Annotated in this window: 3 protein-coding genes; 1 reads left to right on the top strand and 2 read right to left on the bottom strand. The window is 27.7% G+C overall.

Annotated features, from left to right (window positions below):
* The first annotated feature begins 193 nt into the window (after positions 1–193).
* Positions 194–415 carry a helix-turn-helix domain-containing protein gene (locus tag WFK35_RS21610; protein ID WP_256038561.1) on the top strand — a complete coding sequence of 74 codons (222 nt, stop codon included), beginning with the start codon at positions 194–196 and terminating at the stop codon, positions 413–415.
* 148 nt (positions 416–563) lie between these two features.
* Here WFK35_RS21610 and WFK35_RS21605 read toward each other — a convergent pair whose 3' ends face one another.
* Both WFK35_RS21605 and WFK35_RS21600 read right to left on the bottom strand, forming a co-directional pair.
* On the bottom strand, positions 564–1763 hold the full coding sequence (locus WFK35_RS21605; RefSeq protein WP_336734607.1) for a hypothetical protein: 1200 nt from the start codon (positions 1761–1763) through the stop codon (positions 564–566).
* 409 nt (positions 1764–2172) lie between these two features.
* On the bottom strand, positions 2173–2994 hold the full coding sequence (locus WFK35_RS21600; protein WP_336734605.1) for a hypothetical protein: 822 nt from the start codon (positions 2992–2994) through the stop codon (positions 2173–2175).
* Positions 2995–3327 lie beyond the last annotated feature (333 nt).

The raw sequence follows: 3327 nt of genomic DNA, 5'->3' as shown, positions 1-3327 counted from the left end.
GAATGTTTCTTCCGACCGCACCAAAAGCGGGATTCAAAGTCTATGCTGTTCTTTTTCATACGAAGAAGGTTTTGTGTTTTTATTGTTTTTTGGGTTGCTTTGATTTTAATCTGCTTACAAAAGTAATAAAAAATCACCTCAATTCGGATTTCAATCCGAATTATTTTACAGAATTACGCTTTTATTTGCTTCTGTGGAAACTGCAAATAGAAAGATCGTTGAATTTATAAGGGATAAATGGGTTATTCCTATGAATAATAACAGCCAATTTGCTAATGAAAATAACATTGACGAAAAGACAGTAAGAAGAATTAGAGAAGATGAAAATTATCAGATCAGTTTAATTACCATCATGAGAATTTGTGAAGCCCAAAATATTAAGTTATCAAAATTCTTTGAAATGGCTGGGCTTTAAAAGAAATACATTAAAAATCCTGACGAGAGTTGGGATTTCAAATACATATATTATAATAAACCAGAATATCATTCTTAACTAAGTAATAATGAATATATTTAGGATATTATACAAAATCGTAAAGTTAATTTTAAATTTTGATCAATTTTTAAAGCTGAATAATTATATCATTATTTGTACGTATAGTCTGCTCAACTATGTAACGATTCGATTTTAATGAGTCAATATTTTTTGTTAAAGGATGTCCATAACTATTTTTTCCTGAAGAAATTATTGCTCTCCCTGGAATAGCATTTTTTGGAATTTCGTAAATGTATTTACCCGCATTTCCTCCATGGTGAGGCACAACAAGATGATGTTGATGTTTAAAATTCAGATGAGGAAGAATATCTCGCGAAATTTGTCCATAATGACAATCACCAGATAAAATCACACTATTATTTTTTGATTTGACTGACAAAACTAAGCCGGAAATATTCCTATCTTTATGTTCTTCTGCATTATACAAAACAATTTGATCTGTGATAGGATTAATATTTTTAAACAAAACTACTCCACGTTTAGAATTTTTTACATTTGCACTGATTGGATAAGTTTTTGCTATTCCTAAGGCATTTTCTATTCTAGAAAAAAGTTTTCTTGACGTTAGATTTGGCTTATTACTCCTACAAATAAATGCCGAAAAATTATTTCTTAACTCTGAATCAGTCATTCCTAATAATGCATGGTAATGATCTTTGTCCCAATGTGATAGTATTAAAATGGGTTTTGCATTATTATATTCAATATTTCTGTTGTCAATTATTTTTCTGATATTCGACTTTGATTCATTTAATGATGCTCCTGCATCAAAAACAATTTTCACCTCATCATTAGAAAGTATTTCATTCCAGTTACCATGTCCCACATTTCTTATAATCACCTTTAATTTTCCCTTTATATCAAATGTAAATTTTGATAAATCTATGTATCTATTAAAATATCCATCTAATTTTTTTACTGAAATCGAAGATCCAAAAATTTTTGTCTCAATATTTTCTACATTTATAGTAAATCCAATTAGAAAAGAATTTTCGTTTTGTGAGATTAAATTAATATTATTTCTCAAAAAATCAATTACATCTAAATTTATCTTGTAAATTGTGTCTTCTTTAATATTATATCGATAACCATTCAACATAACCATTGTGGGGCTATCAAGATTATATTCAATACCCATTTCATTGGTAAAAACTTGATAATAATTTGAATCAAAAAAATCGATAAGAACGGTCTTCTTTTTTTTATTAAATTCTTCTACATATACATAAATGTCGGGATTACTGATTTTTGAATTTAATAAATTCATGGTTAAAATAGTTTACTAATATTTATAAAGATAATAATTTGTGACTGAATAAAAATTTCTGTTCTCTAAATTAATATAAAAATTTTATTTGATTGTCCGTTTATTAACCTAAAGCTTCGACAGGCTCAGCTTGACATCGCTAAAAATCAAGCGTTTAGTATTAGAGGTGTCACACTGAGCTTGTCGAAGTGCCTATTATAAATGATTGATTTTCATATCAATGCATAGTAATAGGTTGTTTAACGGATATTCAAAAAATTTTATTCGTTTTTTTATACACTTATCTAATACAGAAATAATTTAATAGATAACTCAAAAAATCATGATTTATATTGTTGATATAATAAAAATCCTTTTGAACGATTTATGCGTTAGTTTTGGTCAATACTAATATTATAATTTAGGCATGCTATTTACCATATTGCATCCATCTAGCGTAGTCGTATCCATCTGATAACTCAATATGATTAAAGCCTTTTTCGTGGATCATATCAAAATAGTCCAATGTTTCAAATTTTCGAAACCATACATCATTAAAGAGAATATAGGTCAACCTGATTTTTTTATTGTCTTTGCCAAAAACTGTAACTTTAATATCTAAGCCTTTGTCTAACAATAAATTTCTAAGATTTTCTCCATATTTCAATCGCATTTTAGATTCTTCCAAAGAGGTCTTTCTATCTAAATCAGCAATCTGTTTTTTGCCAATTGCATCTTTATTTTTTATTAATGAATCTTTGGTTTTCTCAATTCTTTTTGCAAATTCAGAACCTTTAGTTTTTTTAGCTAGCCCTGTAAACCTTATAATCTCAGTGTCTACAAAATACTTTTGCGATTTTAAGATTTCATAAGCATTTTTGACTTCATCTGCTAAATTATTGACGGGAATTTCATGTTGAAGTAAAATTTCAACTTCAGTTGATGTTAAGCCCAATCTTTTTATATCATTTTCTCGTGCTAATTTTTCTGCTGAAATCTTATCTGATTTTTCCTTCCTTTCTTTTTCAGCTGCTATTTCAGATTCTGTTTTATAAAAAAAATTAATGTATAGCATTGCAATAAATATCATTGCTAGTCCCGAAGTCAAAACTGTTTGTCTAACTTTTTCTGTTGATCGTAAGTTTTCATTTTTAGTTTTATCAGGAAATTTATTTTCTCTAAATCTTACTATCAGGAAATTGACCAGTAACACGATAAATAAAAGCACTAAAATTGTTGTAAAAGTTATCATTATAATAGATGTTGGTTATTATTTTTCAAATATAGATAAAGCACATATGAGGAAATTGTGGAAAACCGTAAATCTAAATATGATAACAATAAAGCAAATTTCAAGCGTGTTGATTAATCTTTAAAAGTCATCAATAGCAAAACAAAAAAATCCCGAGTTATCGGGATTTCAAATTTTAAATTCAAACTTACTTAATCTCAACAGGAACCGAGATTTAATCCCAATCCATCGAGAATCCGTTCTTATTTATTTTGTAAACCAGAGCTTACTGTTTTGCAGGCAGTGTTTTTGTTTTTACGTCTATACGCAAAGCATTTTTTACCTGTTCGTATT

Source organism: Chryseobacterium sp. VD8 (genome assembly GCF_037149975.1).
GTDB classification, from domain to species: domain Bacteria; phylum Bacteroidota; class Bacteroidia; order Flavobacteriales; family Weeksellaceae; genus Chryseobacterium; species Chryseobacterium indicum.
Note: the sequence above shows the minus strand (reverse complement) of the source record. Positions and strands in the feature narration are given on the sequence as shown.